The following is a 15,656-nucleotide window of genomic DNA, read 5'->3' as shown; positions in this document are numbered from 1 at the left end:
ATCACTCCAATGGCGCAATCGGTTTGGGAGCCTGCATTTCTTGGCACAGCGTCCAGTCCTCCATCAACTCTGCCTGATGCAGCTCAGCCCGATCCAGCGCCAGTTGTAGGGCTCGTCGAGGTAGCCGTCCATCCAACAAGACGAGTTTGCTCACATCAATTACAGCTTTGTGTTCACCATATCGCACATGAAAATGCGGTGGTGCGTGATCGCGGTAAAACATCTGAATCACGATTCCATAAAACATGCTGATCGTCGGCACGGGCTCACCCTCAGGTAAATCGGTTGAATCCGATTTGGGTCATTCCCTCCCGCAGCCGATTTTACAAGCACCAAAGCATGACAGCGAGTTCTCTCTACATAGGCAACTCAGGAGGAACACTGCCCTCCCTGCCCCGCCTGCAAAGCCCGAACGTTATCGGCAATCGCCTGCACCGCCTGCCCTACCGCCTTCTGGGTGGCCGCGACCACATCAGCATTGCTGCCACCGGCCACACGTTCCACTATCGTCAAGCGGCAAGCGGCGCTGCGGCGGTCATCTGAACGGGTGATGGTCCAGCCGAAACTGGCCTGGACCTGGCCGTTGCGGGCGGCGTCGAAATCACGCAATTCCACATTGATGCGATAGCTGGGCTGGTCCGCAGGGCGTCCGCCGCGCGAGACGTCGATGGCGCCCAGTCTTGCCGCCAGGCCGGCAGACAACGCATCGCGCAATTCATTGTTGAAGGGCGAGGACCAGCGGTCCTGCTCCAGCACTTCCAGGCGGGTGGCATCGCTGCGTACCACCAGCTGTGGCCGTGCCAGCCGCTCCGGCACGGCCACCGGCATGACCTCGATGAAGGTCTGCGGCCCCTGGCTGGCGGTGCGTGTAGAAGCAGCGCCCTCGGCGGGCGCGGCCAGCGTGTAGAACTGCGTCGGCGGCGTACTGCCGCAGGCGGCCAGCAGGCTTGCGGCCAGGGTGGCGGCGCTCAGGGTCTTGAGGGAAAAACGCTTCATGGCTTGCATCATGGCTCCTGTTTGCCCCGGATCAGCGATTCCGGATGCTGTTGCAGGTAATCGGTGAGGATACGGATCGAGGCAGCAGCCTTGGTCAGTTCCTGCATGGTCTGGCGGATATCCTGCTGCAGCGGGGCGTCGTCCGACAGCGTACGCTCGGCTGCATTCAAGGTCTTGCGGGCATCCTTCATCGCAGCCTGCATCTCTGGGGCGATGTCGTTGTTGATGCGCGCGGCGGTCTGCTCGGCCGTACTCAAGGTCTTGTTCAAGGTCTTCAGCGTGGTCTGCAGATCGCGGCCGATCTCGTCGAAGGGCACCTTGGCGAGCTTGCCTGCAATGTCCGAGAGCTGCTGCTGCAATTCATCGAGGCTACCCGGAATGGTCGGCAATTCCAACGGAGTCTTGTCCGGATCGAACTGCACGGGCTGCGCCTTGGGGAAGAAATCAATCGCCACGTACAGCTGGCCGGTCAGCAGGTTGCCATTGCGCAGCTGGGCGCGCATGCCGCGCTTGATCAGCATGCGCAGCACTTGTGCATTGGAGCGGCGCTCGGCACCGGTGTCGTCACGGAAGTGATGATCCAGACGGTCCGGATAGATCTGCACCATTACCGGCATACGGAACTCGCCGCGCGCCTTGTCGTATTCGATCCCGATGCTCTTGACCTCGCCCAGCACCACGCCGCGGAAGTCCACCGCGGCCCCCGGCTGCAGGCCGCGCAGCGACTGGTCGAAATACAGCAGCGCGGTTTGCGGTGCGCCGTCGGGCTCCTTCATGGCGGCGCTTTCGTCTTCCACCAGCGCATACTCGGTGCCTTCCTTGGCCGGCGTACCCAACGGCCCTTCATCGCGGTCGCGGAAGGCGATGCCGCCCAGTACCACGGTAGAGAGCGCTTGCGTATGCAGCTTGAAGCCGCTGGCATTGAGTTCCATGTCGAAGCCGCTGGCGTGCCAGAAGCGCGAGGTCGGGGTGACGAACTTGTCGTAGGGCGCGTTGACGAAGATGCGCAAGGTCACGCCGCGGCCATCACTGTCGAGGTCATAGGCCACTACCTGGCCGACCTTGATGCGGCGATAGAAGATGGGAGAACCGATGTCCAGCGAACCCAGGTCATCGGTATGCAGGACGAACTGGCGTCCCGAGGCATCGCGGGTCACGATGGGGGGCTGTTCCAGGCCGACGAAGTTCTTCTTGGTTTCGTCCGAGGCGCCGGCGTCGGCGCCGATGTAGGCACCCGAGAGCAACGTGCCCAGCCCCGAGATGCCGGAGGCGGCGATGCGCGGACGCACCACCCAGAAGCGGGTGTCCTCGGCATTGAAACCGGCGGCATCCTTGTTGAGCTGGATGCCCACCAGCACGTGCGAGCGGTCGGTCGCCAGCTTCAGGCTCTGCACCAGGCCGATATCGACGTCCTTGTATTTCACCTTGGTCTTGCCGGCTTCCAGCCCTTCTGCAGAACGGAAACTGACGGTGACCATGGGGCCGCGATCCAGCAGGATCTTGGTCACCAGCGTCAGGCCCACGAGGGCGGCAACGATGGGAATGAGCCACACCAGCGAGGGCAGCCAGTTGCGCTGGCGTGCGCGGCGGGGTTGCAGCAGCGCCGGCTTGTCATCGGAATGGTCGGGTGGAGTCATGCGGTTTCCTGTGGCTTGTGGGCAGTGTCTTGGGGAGAGGGGATGTCGGGGATGGCATGGCCGGGATCATGCAAGTCCTGGTCCTGCGGTTGCTCGTCCCAGATCAGGCGCGGATCGAAGGACAGCGAGGCCAGCATGGTCAGCACCACCACCGCACCGAAGGCGGCGATACCGATACCGGCGTGGATATTGGCAAAGCCATGGATCTTGACCAGCCCGGTCAGGACCGAGACCACGAACACGTCCAGCATGGACCAGCGCCCGATGGACTCGATCACGCGATACAGCCGGGCGCGCTGCAGGCGGCGCCAGCGGCTGTGGCGGCGCGCCGAAAACACCAGGATGCCCAGCGCCACCAGCTTGAACAGCGGCACCAGGAAGCTGGCGACGAAGACCACCAGCGCCAGGCCCCATTCACCGGCGGTCCAGAAATAGATGACGCCGGACAGAATCGTGTCGCGCTGTTCATCAAACAAGGTGCTGGTCACCATCACCGGCATCATGTTGGCCGGGATGTACATGATGCAGGCGGCGATCAGCAGCGCCCAGGTGCGGGTCAGGCTGTCGGCCTTGCGCACGTGCAGCGGTGCATGGCACACGCCGCAGCGCTGATGCGGCTGCGCGCCTTCCCAGACGGTACCGCAGTGGTGGCAGCCGATCACGCCCAGCGAGGCCGCATCCTGCACCGGCAAGTCTTCGTTCGGCTCCCGGGCAAGGTCGGATACGGGTTGCGCGGTCTGGCTCGCGCTGGAGGGGAAATGCGAATGGCTCATGCGCCGCGCTCCCGGTCGCCGTATTGCCCGGCTTGCTGTTGTTCCCACAAGTGCCAGAGATAACGCGGATTGAAGGACACCACGACGGTGAGCAGCACCGTCAGTCCGCCGAAGGACCACAGCGCCGGACCGGGGATGACCTCGGCCAGGTTGGACAGCTTGATCAGCGCCACCAGCACGCCCAGCATGAACACTTCGATCATGCCCCACGGCCGGGCTGCCTGCATCAGGCGCAGCAGCAGGACGAATCCGGGCGGACGGCGATCGCGCGCACCCGGCAGCAACAGGTAGAGCAGTACCACCAGCTGGATCAGAGGGAACAGCAAGGTGGTCGCCATCACCAGCAGTGCCACCTCCGACATGCCGTCACGGGTCAGGGCCACCACGGCACCAATCAGGGTGGTCTGGCTGGACAGCCCCTGCAGCTCGATGGTGACGATGGGGAAGGCATTGGCGATCACGAACAGGATCAGGGCACCGATGGTCAGCGGCAGCAGGTGCTGCAGGCGGCCGCTGGTGTCGCGTTCCAGCTCGGCGCCACAGCGCAGGCAGCGGGCGATCTCGCGCTGGCCCAGCGCCATGCGCTGGTACACGGCGTCGCATTCTTCGCAGACGATGAGGTCGGTGCGTTTTTGCATGGATGATGACGGTTCCTGGCGATCCTCTCCCGGGATGGCGGAGACGTCGGCATTCTGTGGAGTTTCTTCGTGGCGGGCAGCCGTCCGGTCTAGGTAGAGGGCTACTGCAGCGCTCGGTTTGGAGCATTTTCCCTCAGCGGCGTTCCGTCCGCACAAGGAATCGGGTCTGCAGCAATAAAAATAAATGACCAACTGGTTAGTAACAAGACGATTCTAACAACGAATTTATTGGAGCGTGCCCTTCTTTTACCTATGTAAAAAAGATAGCGCTTGACAAGCGCTCACCCGATCTTCTACATTGCACGGATGACTTCCGCAGCAACCATCTCCTACCGCCACAACAGCGCCAGCGCCCTGCTAGCGTTGCTACCGGTGTCGCTACTACTAGCCTCGCGCTAAAATCCGTATTTCCTGCCGTTTCCGCTGATTGCACGCGATCCGGCAAACCCACCAAATCCAGCAGCACTCGTACTACAACCAGGCAGTGACGCGCTATTCGTGATGAAAGCCGGCATCACCGCCCAAAGGCGAAGCGATATGCATTCGAACACCAGCACCATCCGCCAGCAGCGCTCACAGCCCCGTCAGGCAGGCTGCGCCTTGCAGGAGATGCCGCCTCTGGCTCTATGAAGGGTTGCCTGGCCACGCGCCCGTGGCAGCCAGGCAACCCGATCCGCCACATCTGACGCACTGAAGCATTCAAGCACTGAAGCATTCCACGCCATCCGGAAACCAAGAGGTCCATCATGATGTTAAGCAACCCCGCCGCCAAATACCGTCCCTTCCCTGCCATCGACCTGCCCGACCGCACCTGGCCCAGCAAGGTCATCGACACCCCGCCGATCTGGATGAGCACCGACCTGCGCGATGGCAACCAGGCCCTGATCGAGCCGATGAACGCCGAGCGCAAGCTGCGCTTCTTCGAACTGCTGTTGAAGACTGGCCTCAAGGAAATCGAAGTCGGTTTCCCCTCCGCCTCGCAGACCGATTTCGATTTCGTGCGCAAGCTCATCGTCGAAAACCGCATTCCCGATGACGTCACCATCATCGTGCTGACCCAATCGCGCGAAGAACTGATCCGCCGCACCGTCGAATCGCTGGAAGGCGCCAAGAAGGCCATCGTCCACCTGTACAACTCGGTGGCCCCGGCGTTCCGCAAGATCGTCTTCAACATGTCCCGCGATGAGATCAAGAACATCGCCGTCACCGGCACCCGCCTGGTCAAGGAACTGACCGATGCGCGCCCGGGTACCGAATGGCGCTTCGAATATTCGCCGGAATCCTTCAGCACCACCGAACTGGATTTCTCCAAGGAAATCTGCGATGCCGTCTGCGAAACCTGGGGTGCCACCCCGCAACGCAAGATCATCCTGAACCTGCCCTCCACCGTCGAATGCGCCACCCCCAATGTCTACGCCGACCAGATCGAATGGATGTGCCGCAACCTGAAGCACCGCGACAGCGCCATCATCTCGGTACACCCGCACAATGACCGTGGCACGGCCGTGGCCTCGGCCGAGCTGGCCGTCATGGCCGGTGCCGATCGCGTCGAGGGCTGCCTGTTCGGCAATGGCGAGCGCACCGGCAACGTCGACCTGGTGACCCTGGCATTGAACCTGTACACCCAGGGTGTCAACCCGGGCCTGGACTTCTCCGACATCGACGTGGTGCGCCAGGTGGTGGAAGAATGCAACCAGATCCCGGTGCACCCGCGCCATCCGTACGTGGGCGACCTGGTCTTCACCGCCTTCTCCGGCTCGCACCAGGATGCAATCAAGAAGGGCTTCGCCAAGCAGCAGCCCGATGCCATCTGGGAAGTGCCCTACCTGCCGATCGACCCGGCCGACCTGGGCCGCAGCTACGATGCCGTCATCCGCGTCAACAGCCAGTCCGGCAAGGGCGGCATGGCCTACCTGCTGGAACAGGAATACGGCCTGGCCCTGCCGCGCCGCCTGCAGATCGAGTTCTCGCGCGCCATCCAGCGCGAGGCCGATGCCACCGGCAAGGAAATCGCCGCGGCCGACATCTACGCCATCTTCCAGCGTGAATACCTGCAACGCGAAGAGCCCTACGTCTATCGTGCCCACCGCATGGCCGAAGACAGCTCCAAGGCCGAGTCCATCAACATCGAAGTCGACATCGTGCGCAATGGCCAGGCGGTCACCGTGCGCGGCAGCGGCAACGGCCCCATCGATGCCTTCGTGCATGCCTTGGGCCTCGACATCAAGCTGATGGATTTCCATGAACACGCCATCGGCGCCGGTGCCGATGCCAAGGCCGCCAGCTACATCGAGCTGCGCCTGAACGAAGCACCGACCGGTTTTGGCGTTGGCATCGATGCCAACATCGTGACCGCCTCCTTCAAGGCCGTGCTGTCTGCCGTGAACCGCCAGATCGCCATCAGCGAGAGCGCCAACCAGACTGGCTCCGCACAGGCCAAGGCTGCCTGATACGGAATCCGGCCGGCGATCCTGGCCGCTTTCTCAACACAACGCCGCCCTACCGGGCGGCGTTGTTGCATGTGCGCAGAAATTACTTGCGCAAAACGTTCCCATTTAGCGTAACTGGCTTATTATAGGTTTCCTTTGCACTACATCAGTTGGGGAAAATACGCAACAGCAACATTTCATATCAGCAAGCTGCATTTACATTTTTCGGGGGGAAAATCATGCGCTTCAACAATCTCAACATTTCCGTCAGACTCGCTATTGCTTTCTCGGTGCTGATCCTCATGATCGCCGCCATCGTCACGCTCGGCCTGGCTCGCCTGGCTGACATCAACAAGTCGCTGGAGCTGGTGGTCAATGATCGCTACAAGAAGATTTCCATCATTAATTCGATTTGCGGCAAGGTTGACGATGTTGCCATTTCCCTGCGCAACCAGTTGCTCATGACCGATCCGGTGCAGATTGCCAATGAGCAAAAGATCATTGAAACCCTGTCGGCCGAAAACACCAAGCTCTACGATGAACTGGGCAGCCTGATCGCCAACGCCGAGGCGCGCGCCAAGTTCGACAAGGTGACCGAGACCCGCAAGAGCTACTCCGCCCTGCGCAAGGAGATCGACAGGCTCGCCACCTCTGGCCAGAAGGACGTTGCCATCAAGCTGATGCTGGAAAAGATGGTGCCGCTGCAAAAGACCTACTTCGCCCAGCTCGACGATCTCTCCGACACCCAGCAGAAACTGATGGACAAGTCCGTCGACGATGCCGAAGCCACCTACGACACCACGCGTACCATCATGCTGGTCTCGGGCGTGCTCTCGGCGCTGTTTGCCGCCTTCGTCGCCTGGACCATCGCGCGCAGCATCACGCGTCCGCTCAGCCGTGCCGTGGAAGTAGCGGAAACGGTGGCGGCGGGCGACCTCACTGCCGTCATCCATGTGCAATCCACCGACGAAACCGGCCGTCTGCTGCAAGCGCTGGCGGCGATGAACGAGAAGCTCAAGGCCATCGTGCTGGAAGTGCGGCGCGGCACCGACTCCATGGTCACCGCTTCGACCCAGATCGCCACCGGCAACCTGGACCTGTCCTCCCGCACCGAGGAGCAGGCCAGCGCACTCGAAGAAACCGCTTCCTCGCTGGAACAGCTGACCTCCAGCGTCAAGCAGAATGCCGACCACACCCGCAAGTCCAGCGAACTGGCCGGCAATGCCACGCAGGTGGCCAACCAGGGCGGCCAGGCGGTCAAGCAGGTGGTGCAGACCATGGGCGCCATCAATGAGTCCTCGCGCAAGATCGTGGACATCATTTCAGTGATCGACGGCATCGCCTTCCAGACCAACATCCTGGCCCTGAATGCCGCCGTGGAAGCCGCGCGTGCAGGCGAACAGGGACGCGGCTTCGCGGTCGTGGCCTCCGAAGTGCGCGGCCTGGCCCAGCGCTCGGCCACCGCCGCCAAGGAAATCAAGGAGCTCATCAACGATTCGGTGGAGCAGGTCACGGCGGGGACCGAACTGGTCGCGCAGGCTGGAAACACCATGGAAGAGGTGGTCAACAGCATCGGAGAGGTCAGCCACATCGTCGGCGAAATCTCGTCGGCCACGCGCGAGCAAAGCGATGGCATCGAGCAGGTCAACCAGGCCATCATGCAGATGGACAACACCACCCAGCAGAACGCCGCCCTGGTCGAAGAGGCCGCTGCAGCAGCCCAGGCCTTGCAGGATCAGGCGCAGCGTCTGCTGGAACTGGTGAGCGTATTCCGTCTGGATGAGACGGGTACGGCAGTCGCGCCTGTCTTGCGTACCGTACAGGCGCCGCCTCCGCCGCCCACCTTGCCCGCCAAGCCGGCCGCAGCCAAGCCAACGACCTTGCGCGTAGCGGCGCCGCCCGCACCGCGCGCCCTGCCGGCCGCCAGCAAGGAAGGCAAACCGGAAGAGTGGGAAACCTTCTAAGCGGCAGCTACGCAGTCCAGGGCCCCAGCGGCCCTGGCGCGTGTGTCCTTGAAAAGATCAGCCTTGGCGCGCCAGGCGGATGCCGCTGACCTGCCAGCGCGCGGTTGCCGGGAAGAAGTTGCGATAGGTCAGCCGTGCGTGGTTCAGTGGCGTGGCCGACGATGATCCGCGCAACACATACTGGTTGACCATGAATTTGCCATTGTATTCACCTACCGCACCGGGTGCGGCAGCGAAGCCGGGGTAAGGCGCATAGCTGCTGCTGGTCCACTGCCAGGCCACGCCAAAAAATTCACGTCCGCCTCCTTGCAGGCGTGCAGCGGCATGTTCCCACTCGGCCTCGGTCAACAGGCGTGCTCCGGCCCAGCGGGCATACGCATCGGCCTCGTAATACGAAAGATGCACCGCCGCGCGATGCGGCTGCAGCGGCTGTACGCCGTATTCAGTGAATTCGCGCCACTGGCCATCGGCGCCACGGCGCCAATACAGGGGATGTGCCAGTCCCTGCTGCTTCTTCCATTCCCATCCCTCGGAGAGCCACAAGGCGGCATCTTCGTAACCACCGGCCTCGACGAAGGCCAGGTATTCCGCGTTGTTCACCAGGCGCGATGCGCACTGGTAGGCTTCGAGGAACTGGCGATGGCGCGGCGTCTCATTGTCGAAGCAGAAGCCGCTGCCGGCATGGCCGATCTCCACCACTCCCGCGGCAATGCGATACCACTGCAACTCCAGCTCGGCCGGTCCCTCCAGCGGCAGGTGCATGGGCAAAGGCTGGTAGACGGGCTGCAGCGGGTTCATCGACAGCAGGATCTTGATGTCGGTCAGCATCAGCTCCTGGTGCTGCTGCTCATGCTGCATGCCCAGCTCCAGCAAGCTCAGAAATCCGGCCAGTTGAGGATGTTCGCTGACGGCCTCCCCGGCCGGCGCCTCTGACTCCGACTCCAGCGCATCGATCAGCAGCAGCATGCGTCCATCGACCTGCTCGCGGTAGGCCAGCACCTCCTCCAGCGAGGGACGCGTGAGCAAGCCGCGCTGCGCACGCGGAAACTTCTCGCCCACGCCTTCGTAGTAGGAATTGAAGAGCATGCGAAACTGCGGATGGAAAGGCGTGAAGCCGCTCTGGAAACGCTCCAGCAAAAAGGTCTCGAAGAACCAGGTGGTATGCGCCAGATGCCACTTGATCGGACTGGCGTCGGGCATGGCCTGTACGCAGCAATCCTCGGCCGAGAGCGGTTCGGCGATCAGCAGCGATTGCCGGCGCAGGCGCCGGTAGCGGTCGCCCAGGCGCTCGCGCGGACGATGGTTGAGCTGCTGGACGGCGGCGTCGATGACGGCATCGATGGTGGCCGCCGTCGCGGCGGTGACGGCCGTGTCCATGGTGGCATGGAGCGATGCGGCAGCGGTGCCGGTCTCGGCGGGGTCCTGCTGGGCCGCAGGGTCTTGGGTGATGACGACGGGAGGCATCCGGTCTCCTGCAAGAATCAATGAATCATGGAATCGGTATCGGCCAGCGCTTGCGGCAAGCAGCGCAATCAGCGCGCCTGCGCATGGCAGACCGCGAACCAGCGCCGCTCGTCGAACCACATGCGGCAGCGCCCGAAACCGGCCTGCTCCAGCAAGCCCAGGATGTCCTGCTCGCTGAACTTGTGGCTGTATTCGGTATGGATGCGCTCGCCCTGACGGAAGGTACGGCGCGCGCCCGGCCAGCGCACGATCAGGTCGCGGCGCGCTTCCAGATGCATCTCGATGCGCTGCTGGCGGGCATTGTAGAAGGCCACGTGGCGCCAGTCGCGGGCGTTGAAATCGGCCCCGATCAAGGCGTTGACGTGGTTGAGCACGTTCAGGTTGAAGGCCGCCGTCACGCCGATGGCGTCGTCATAGGCCGCCTCCAGCACCCGCGCATCCTTGACCAGATCCAGACCGATCAGGATGCCGCCGTCACCACCCTCCGGCGGCAGGGCCGCCCGTATGCGGCGCAGGAAAACCAGCGCCTGCTGCGGATCGAAGTTGCCCAGCGAGGAGCCCGGATAGAAGAACAGACGGCGCTGCGCATCCACGCTATCGGGCAGTTCCAGCGTGGCCGAGAAATCCATCGCCAGCGGCACCATGGGCAGCTGCGGGAAGCGCTTCTGCAAGCCCGCCACCGACTGGCGCAGGAAATCGGTGGAGATATCTACCGGCACATACTGGCGCGGCCGCAAGGCGTCGAACAACGCGGCCGCCTTGGCACAGTTGCCCGCACCCAGGTCGATCAGCGTACAGCCCTGGCCGACCGCGGCGGCGATGGACTGCTGATGCGCCGCAAAGATGGCGGCCTCGGTGCGGGTGGGATAGTACTCGGGCAAGGCGCAGATGGCCTCGAAGAGCTTGCTGCCCAGCGAATCGTAGAAATACTTGGGAGAAATGACGGCCTCGGAAGCGGCCAGTCCGGCCAGCAGCTCGGCATGGGGCGCGGGATCTTCTTGCGAGGTCTCCCATGGGGAGGGGATCAGTGCGGGTTGGGCCAAGCGACTCTCCTTGCCAGTGATGGGGTTGGGATGATGCTGATGCCTGCTGCGCTGCTGCGGTCGCGTCGACCGTGCTTGAATCCGCATACTCTAGCAGCGTGAACCAGGCAAGCAATGGCTGACGGACAACATCGCGTCACTGCGCAAGCTGCGCGATGTTTGCACAGACTGTCTATACTAGGGCCTGTTCCCATTTAATCTGCGAGATGCGTTGCCCCCAGAAGGCGGGGTGGCAAGGCGCGCGTCAGGGCTGGTGGTGGTGCCACCAGCCCTGACGTGCAACGCGGCCAGCGCGCCTTCTGGGGGCAACCCTCCGGGAGAGGCCGCCAAGCGTCGCCTGCCGTTGTTGCAGCTCCTTGCCGTGGCACCACCACGGCGCGTCGCCGCGCCTAGGCAGTCAACGCTTGGCGACCTCTCGCACTCGCAGATTAAATGGGAACAGGCCCTAATGCCTCTTCCGACTAAGGCAGCCCCCTGTGGTTCAACGCGGCAACAAGATTTTCCCGGCGGCAGCCAGCGCCTCTGGCCGTGCGGCAACATGCACGGCCCGGTTCGCACGGCCGCCTCAACAGCACATCCATGTCCATGTCCTCCACGACTTCTCCTCGCACCGATTCCCTTCCTGCTGACGCGACACCCGCGCCGGATTCACCCACCGCCCGCAAATCCGCGCTGGCAGCGCTGCGCGGCCTGGCGCCCTTCCTCGTGCCCTACAAGAAGCAATTCCTGCTGGCAGGCCTGGCCCTGCTGGTGGCGGCAGGCGCCACGCTGGCCGTGCCCTATGCCTTCAAACAGATGATCGACCTCGGCTTTGGCGCGGCCGGCAGCAAGAGCGCCAGCCACATCAACCTGTATTTCCTGGCCCTGTTCGGCGTGGCCTGCGTGCTGGGGGTGGCCACGGCCGCACGCTTCTACATGGTGTCCTGGCTGGGCGAACGGGTCACGGCCGACCTGCGCAGCGCGGTCTATGCCCACGTGGTGACGCAAAGCCCTGAATTCTTCGAAACCACCAAGACCGGCGAAGTGCTCTCGCGCCTGACCACCGACACCACGCTCATCCAGACCCTGGTAGGCACCAGCATCTCCATGGCGCTGCGCAATGCGCTGCTGTTCCTGGGCGGCATGAGCATGCTCTTCATTACGAGCGCCAAGCTGACGTCCATCATCATCGTCATGCTGGCGGCGGTGGTGCTGCCCATCGTGTTTTACGGGCGCCGCGTGCGCAAGCTCTCGCGCGCCTCGCAGGACCGCGTGGCCGATGCCGCCGCCATGGCCGGTGAAATCCTCAATGCCATGCCCACCGTGCAAGCCTTCACCCATGAAGAGATCGAGGCCCGCCGCTTCGGCGAGTCGGTCGAGCGCGCTTTCCAGACCGCCATGGACCGCATCCGCGCACGTTCGCTGCTGACCGTGGTGGCGATCCTGCTGGTATTCGGCGCCATCGTCTTCGTGCTGTGGCTGGGTGCGCATGCGGTCATGCAGGGCAGCATGAGTGGTGGTGAACTGGGCCAGTTCATCCTCTATGCCTCGCTGGTGGCAGGCTCCCTGGGCGCTTTGTCGGAGGTGATGGGCGATACGCAGCGTGCCGCCGGCGCCACCGAACGGCTGCTCGACCTGCTGGCGGCGCAGTCGCCGGTGCAATCCGTGCTGCTGCCGGAAAAACTGCCGCCGCGTACCGCCAACGGCGCCGCGCTGCAGATCGAGGGGCTCGACTTCCACTACCCTTCGCGCCCCGGCAGTGCTTCGCTGTCGGGCTTCTCGCTGGACGTGCGGGCCGGCGAGACGGTGGCCGTGGTCGGTCCCTCGGGCGCGGGCAAGACCACGCTGTTCCAGTTGCTGCTGCGCTTCTACGATCCGCAGCAGGGCAGCATCCGGCTCGACGGCGTGGACATCCGCTACCTGACCCTGCAGGACCTGCGCAATGCGATTGGCATCGTGCCGCAGGACACCGTGATCTTCTCCGCCAATGCCATGGAAAACATCCGCTTCGGCCGCCCCGGCGCCAGCGACGCGGAAGTGATCGCGGCTGCCCAGATGGCCGCTGCGCATGAATTCATCGAACGCCTGCCGGAGGGCTATCAATGCTTCCTGGGCGAACGCGGCGTGCGACTGTCCGGTGGCCAGCGCCAGCGCATCGCCATTGCGCGCGCACTGCTGAAGAACCCGCCGCTGCTGTTGCTGGACGAAGCCACCAGCGCCCTCGATGCCGAATCCGAACGGCTGGTGCAAAGCGCGCTGGAAGCCGCCATGGTGGGCCGCACCACGCTGGTCATCGCGCACCGCCTGGCCACCGTGCAGCGTGCCGACCGCATCATCGTGCTGGAACACGGCCGCATCGTCGAGACCGGCACCCATGCCGAACTGGTGGCGCGCGACGGGCTCTATGCCAGCCTGGCGGCATTGCAGTTCGAGACGCAATAGAAGACACCCGCCGACGCGCTTTGCGGAAATCCCCTAGACTGCGCATCTCGGCATCGTCCTGATGCCATGACACGACAGGAGTTCTTGCATGAGCAGTCACTTGTTTTCGCCGCTGACCCTGCGCGGCGTGACCTTGCCCAACCGCATCGCCGTCTCGCCGATGTGCCAGTATTCGGCCGAGGATGGATTTGCCAACGACTGGCATCTGGTCCACCTCGGCAGCCGCGCCGTAGGCGGGGCCGGCCTGGTGATCGCCGAAGCCACGGCCGTGGTGCCGGAAGGCCGCATCAGCAGCGCCGACCTGGGCATCTGGAAGGATGAGCACGTCGCGCCCCTGCGCCGCATCACCCGCTTCATCGAACAGCAAGGCGCCGTGCCCGGCATCCAGCTGGCCCATGCCGGCCGCAAGGCCAGCGTGCTGCGCCCCTGGGACGGCCCGGCCGCCAGCGTGCCGGTGGCCGAGGGCGGCTGGGTGCCGCAGGCCCCTTCCGCCCTGGCCTTCGATACCACCTTTACCGAACCGCACGCCCTGACGGCAGCCGAGATCGCGGCGCTGGTGCAGGCGTTTGCAGACGCGGCGCAACGTGCCCTGGCGGCCGGCTTCAAGGTGATCGAATTGCACGGCGCGCACGGCTACCTGGGTCACCAGTTCCTCTCGCCGCTGAGCAATCGCCGCACCGACCAGTACGGCGGCAGTTTCGAGAACCGCATCCGCTTCCTGCTGGAAACGGTGCAAGCGACCCGCGCCGTGTGGCCGGCCGAACTGCCGCTACTGGTGCGCCTGTCGGCCACCGACTGGAGCGAGGGTGGCTGGAGCCCCGATGACACGGTGGCCCTCTCGTCCCGCCTGCGCGAGCTGGGCGTGGATCTGGTGGATGTGTCGACCGGCGGCAACCTGCCCTCGGCGGCCATTCCGGTCGGTCCCGGTTACCAGACCGGCTTCGCCGCGCGCGTGAAAGCCGAGGCCCGCATTGCCACCGGTACGGTCGGCATGATTACCGAGGCCGTCCAGGCCGAGCATGTGCTGCGTACCGGCCAGGCCGATCTGGTGCTGTTGGCGCGCGAACTGCTGCGCGATCCCTATTGGCCTCTGCACGCCGCGCAGCAATTGCGCGAAGACGTGGCCTGGCCGCCGCAATACGTGCGCGCTGCATCCAGCAAGACGCCGCTGCGCCCGGAAGTGCGCTATGGCCTGAAAGAGCAATGAAGCTGCGCTCGGCTTACCGTTCCGACTGAGTAGCCGCCCCAGGCGGCGTATCGAAGACGCACCTGCGCCACCGCCATCACGCCTTCGATACGATCCTGACGGATCTACTCAGGACGAACGGCATGCAATGCACCGCCCAAGAAAAATGCCGATCAGCGTAAAAGCTGATCGGCATTTTTCTTGCCTTCACGTTGGGCCGGTCAATCAGCCCGGACGACGCCGTTGGCGCAAGTACTCGATGATCCCCGGCAGGATCGACAAGACCACGATGGCCAGGATCAGCAGGCTCAGGTTCTGCTTGACGATGGGCAGGTTGCCGAAGAAGTAGCCGGCATAGCCGAAGCTGGCCACCCAGGCGATGCCGCCGATGACGTTGTAGAGGAAGAAGCGCGGATAGGTCATCGCGCCCACGCCCGCCACGAAAGGTGCGAAGGTGCGCACAATGGGCGCGAAGCGGGCAATGATGATGGCCTTGCCGCCGTGTTTCTCGAAGAAGGCATGGGTCTTCTCCAGATACTCCTTCTTGAAGATGCGCGAATTGGGCTTGTCGAAGACCTTGATGCCCAGCATCTTGCCAATCTGGTAGTTGGTGCTGTCACCCAGGATGGCCGCCACGGTCAGGGTCAGCAGCATGAGGTGGATGTCATAGGCGCCGGTAGCGGCCAGTGCGCCGGTGACGAACAGCAGCGAGTCGCCCGGCAGGATGGGCGTGACCACCAGGCCGGTTTCGCAAAAGATGATCAGGAACAGGATCAGGAACAGCCAGGGACCATAGGACACGGCCAGCTCGGCCAGGTGACGGTCGATGTGGACTATGAAATCCACCAGGAACAGAAGAATATCCATGAGGCCTGCGGGAGAGGAAAAGTGGGCATTGTACCAATATCCCGCAGCGTCTCCCGCAAAAACCGCGCACCGGCCTTCAGCCTGCCGCCAGCATTGCAAATATCTTCCTCACACCGTCTTACCTTTCTTTACCGGCCACCACCCGCAAGTTGTGGAACGGCAATCCGATACCTGAAACAAGCGGTCGCGCTGCGGCCGTGACGACAGGATTGTTCCCCTTGTGCATTTCCCGGACCCA

12 protein-coding genes are annotated in these 15,656 nt (G+C 63.6%); 4 read left to right on the top strand and 8 right to left on the bottom strand.

Features of this window, described 5'->3' with window-relative positions; all coding sequences use genetic code 11:
• Position 1 precedes the first annotated feature (1 nt).
• The 5 genes from ACVC5H_RS07670 to ACVC5H_RS07650 all read right to left on the bottom strand — a co-directional run bounded on the left by ACVC5H_RS07670 (position 2) and on the right by ACVC5H_RS07650 (position 4,044).
• Positions 2-262: a DUF4160 domain-containing protein gene (locus ACVC5H_RS07670; protein WP_489621747.1), complete on the bottom strand. Its 261-nt coding sequence runs from the start codon at positions 260-262 to the stop codon at positions 2-4.
• Positions 263-369: 107 nt separating this feature from the next.
• Positions 370-1,005 carry a PqiC family protein gene (locus ACVC5H_RS07665; RefSeq protein WP_489621746.1) on the bottom strand — a complete coding sequence of 212 codons (636 nt, stop codon included), beginning with the start codon at positions 1,003-1,005 and terminating at the stop codon, positions 370-372.
• Positions 1,005-2,633 (bottom strand): PqiB family protein, encoded by a 1,629-nt coding sequence (locus ACVC5H_RS07660; RefSeq protein ID WP_489621745.1) that lies wholly within the window; start codon positions 2,631-2,633, stop codon positions 1,005-1,007. The genes ACVC5H_RS07665 and ACVC5H_RS07660 overlap by 1 nt, the downstream gene beginning before the upstream one ends.
• Positions 2,630-3,406 carry a paraquat-inducible protein A gene (locus ACVC5H_RS07655; RefSeq protein WP_489621744.1) on the bottom strand — a complete coding sequence of 259 codons (777 nt, stop codon included), beginning with the start codon at positions 3,404-3,406 and terminating at the stop codon, positions 2,630-2,632. Before ACVC5H_RS07655 ends, ACVC5H_RS07660 begins: the two co-directional genes overlap by 4 nt.
• Positions 3,403-4,044, bottom strand: a complete 642-nt coding sequence (locus tag ACVC5H_RS07650; protein ID WP_489621743.1) for a paraquat-inducible protein A — start codon at positions 4,042-4,044, stop codon at positions 3,403-3,405. The genes ACVC5H_RS07655 and ACVC5H_RS07650 overlap by 4 nt, the downstream gene beginning before the upstream one ends.
• A gap of 746 nt (positions 4,045-4,790) precedes the next feature.
• Between ACVC5H_RS07650 and leuA the strand changes: the two genes are divergently transcribed.
• Positions 4,791-6,494, top strand: coding sequence for a 2-isopropylmalate synthase (gene leuA / locus ACVC5H_RS07645; RefSeq protein WP_489621742.1), 1,704 nt, complete (start codon positions 4,791-4,793; stop codon positions 6,492-6,494).
• A gap of 218 nt (positions 6,495-6,712) precedes the next feature.
• Positions 6,713-8,437 (top strand): methyl-accepting chemotaxis protein, encoded by a 1,725-nt coding sequence (locus tag ACVC5H_RS07640; protein WP_489621741.1) that lies wholly within the window; start codon positions 6,713-6,715, stop codon positions 8,435-8,437.
• A gap of 57 nt (positions 8,438-8,494) precedes the next feature.
• On the opposite strand, the gene egtB is transcribed toward ACVC5H_RS07640, so the two are convergent.
• Both egtB and egtD read right to left on the bottom strand, forming a co-directional pair.
• Positions 8,495-9,901, bottom strand: a complete 1,407-nt coding sequence (gene egtB / locus ACVC5H_RS07635; RefSeq protein ID WP_489621740.1) for an ergothioneine biosynthesis protein EgtB — start codon at positions 9,899-9,901, stop codon at positions 8,495-8,497.
• Between the two features lie 68 nt (positions 9,902-9,969).
• Positions 9,970-10,944 (bottom strand): L-histidine N(alpha)-methyltransferase, encoded by a 975-nt coding sequence (gene egtD, locus ACVC5H_RS07630; protein WP_489621739.1) that lies wholly within the window; start codon positions 10,942-10,944, stop codon positions 9,970-9,972.
• A gap of 579 nt (positions 10,945-11,523) precedes the next feature.
• Here egtD and ACVC5H_RS07625 point away from each other — a divergent pair.
• Together ACVC5H_RS07625 and ACVC5H_RS07620 are read left to right on the top strand one after the other, a co-directional pair.
• Positions 11,524-13,365, top strand: a complete 1,842-nt coding sequence (locus ACVC5H_RS07625) for an ABC transporter transmembrane domain-containing protein (protein ID WP_489621738.1) — start codon at positions 11,524-11,526, stop codon at positions 13,363-13,365.
• Positions 13,366-13,453: 88 nt separating this feature from the next.
• Complete coding sequence (locus tag ACVC5H_RS07620) at positions 13,454-14,572, top strand: NADH:flavin oxidoreductase/NADH oxidase (protein ID WP_489621737.1); 1,119 nt, start codon at positions 13,454-13,456, stop codon at positions 14,570-14,572.
• A 204-nt stretch (positions 14,573-14,776) separates the two neighbouring features.
• On the opposite strand, the gene ACVC5H_RS07615 is transcribed toward ACVC5H_RS07620, so the two are convergent.
• Complete coding sequence (locus ACVC5H_RS07615; protein WP_489621736.1) at positions 14,777-15,418, bottom strand: DedA family protein; 642 nt, start codon at positions 15,416-15,418, stop codon at positions 14,777-14,779.
• Between the last annotated feature and the right edge of the window lie 238 nt (positions 15,419-15,656).

It is taken from the genome of Herbaspirillum sp. Her3 (assembly GCF_057961275.1).
Note: the sequence above shows the minus strand (reverse complement) of the source record. Positions and strands in the feature narration are given on the sequence as shown.

Excerpts from the sequence above, each read along its gene's own strand:
- ACVC5H_RS07665 (WP_489621746.1), bottom strand. The coding sequence starts at position 1,005 with ATGCAAGCCATGAAGCGTTTTTCCCTCAAGACCCTGAGCGCCGCCACC.
- ACVC5H_RS07660 (WP_489621745.1), bottom strand. The coding sequence starts at position 2,633 with ATGACTCCACCCGACCATTCCGATGACAAGCCGGCGCTGCTGCAACCC.
- ACVC5H_RS07655 (WP_489621744.1), bottom strand. The coding sequence starts at position 3,406 with ATGAGCCATTCGCATTTCCCCTCCAGCGCGAGCCAGACCGCGCAACCC.
- ACVC5H_RS07650 (WP_489621743.1), bottom strand. The coding sequence starts at position 4,044 with ATGCAAAAACGCACCGACCTCATCGTCTGCGAAGAATGCGACGCCGTG.
- leuA (WP_489621742.1), top strand. The coding sequence starts at position 4,791 with ATGATGTTAAGCAACCCCGCCGCCAAATACCGTCCCTTCCCTGCCATC.
- ACVC5H_RS07640 (WP_489621741.1), top strand. The coding sequence starts at position 6,713 with ATGCGCTTCAACAATCTCAACATTTCCGTCAGACTCGCTATTGCTTTC.
- egtB (WP_489621740.1), bottom strand. The coding sequence starts at position 9,901 with ATGCCTCCCGTCGTCATCACCCAAGACCCTGCGGCCCAGCAGGACCCC.
- ACVC5H_RS07625 (WP_489621738.1), top strand. The coding sequence starts at position 11,524 with ATGTCCATGTCCTCCACGACTTCTCCTCGCACCGATTCCCTTCCTGCT.
- ACVC5H_RS07620 (WP_489621737.1), top strand. The coding sequence starts at position 13,454 with ATGAGCAGTCACTTGTTTTCGCCGCTGACCCTGCGCGGCGTGACCTTG.
- ACVC5H_RS07615 (WP_489621736.1), bottom strand. The coding sequence starts at position 15,418 with ATGGATATTCTTCTGTTCCTGGTGGATTTCATAGTCCACATCGACCGT.